At 70.0% G+C, this 1,295-nt stretch carries 1 protein-coding gene; it reads left to right on the top strand.

Annotated elements, in window-relative coordinates; genetic code table 11:
- The first annotated feature begins 10 nt into the window (after positions 1 to 10).
- The gene (locus tag ABD374_RS31590) at positions 11 to 1,201 is read left to right on the top strand and encodes a PP2C family protein-serine/threonine phosphatase (protein ID WP_344500062.1); all 1,191 of its coding nucleotides are present in this window, start codon (positions 11 to 13) and stop codon (positions 1,199 to 1,201) included.
- Positions 1,202 to 1,295: the final 94 nt, after the last annotated feature.

The following is a 1,295-nucleotide window of genomic DNA, read 5'->3' as shown; positions in this document are numbered from 1 at the left end:
GGAGGCTGTTGTGGCTGGTGATCGGATCGGACTGGCTGAGGTGCTGGCAGCGGCGGAGGAGGCCGCGCCGGTGGGCTCCCTCGATGTCGTGGCGCGCAATCTGCGCGACCGGTTCGGCGCGCGCTACGTGTCCTTCCTGTTCGTCGATGTCGTCGGGCGGCGCATGCTGCGGGTCAGCGAGAAGGGGGCTGCGCAGCAGGAGCGGCGTGCCGAGCAGGTCTCCCTCGCCGGCAGCAGCGTCTACGACGAGGTCCTGCGTACTCAGAAGCTGGTGCGGGCGCCGGAGGGCGAGCAGGGGCAGCGGGTGCTGGCTCCCGTCACGAACCGCGGTGACACCATCGGTGTTCTGGAGCTGTTCCTGGCCCGGGTCACACCGGATGTGCTGGAGCAGGTCGAAGAGGCGGCGCACGCGCTGGCGTACATCATCGTCACCGACCGCCGGTTCACCGACCTCTACCACTGGGGCAATCGCACCACTTCGGTCAGTCTGGCCGCGGAGATCCAGCGCCAGCTCCTGCCCTCGGCCCCTTCCTGCGAAGCCGCCGAGTTCACCCTGGCCGGCGCCCTGGTCCCGGCCTCCGACATCGCCGGTGACACCTATGACTACAGCCTCGACCACGACTCCCTGCACCTGTCCGTCACCGATGCCATGGGACACGACGTCGATGCCTCGCTCATGGCCACTCTCCTGGTCAACGCCTCCCGCGGTGCCCGCCGCGCCGGGGCCGGCCTTGCCGAACAGGCCCGCCGGATCCACCAGGCCCTCCTCGACCACGGCCGAAAGACCTTCGCCACCGGCCAACTCCTGCGCATCGCCCTGGACGGCACCGGCGCCCAACTGGTCAACGCCGGCCATCCCGGGCCGCTACTGCTGCGTGAGGGTGCGGTCGACGAACTCCGCCTGGCCGTGGACCTGCCCTTCGGCGTCGTCGGACAGGGCCCGTACCAGGTGCAGGACCTCGACCTGCGCCCCGGTGACCGCCTCGTGCTCTTCACCGACGGCATGCAAGAACGCCAAGCCAAAGCAGTCGACCTGCCCGGCCTCATCCGTAAAACCGCGACCGAGCACCCGCGCGAGGTCGTGCGCGCCCTGGTCACCGCGGTCGCCGAAGCCTGCGACGGCCATGTCAGGGACGACGCCACCGTCCTGTGCCTGGACTGGCACGGCCCCCAACCCGAAAGCCACCACACCACCCCCTGAACCGCGGGAATGCGTCCGACGAACCGCCGCGCATGGAACTGCTCCACTTCCTGGAACGTGCCCGGCTCCGACAGCTCGACCAGAAGCCGGCTCC

It is taken from the genome of Streptomyces enissocaesilis (assembly GCF_039533765.1).
GTDB lineage: Bacteria > Actinomycetota > Actinomycetes > Streptomycetales > Streptomycetaceae > Streptomyces > Streptomyces enissocaesilis.
The sequence above is the reverse complement of the archived record's forward strand: the minus strand, read 5'-3'. Positions and strand labels throughout refer to the sequence as shown.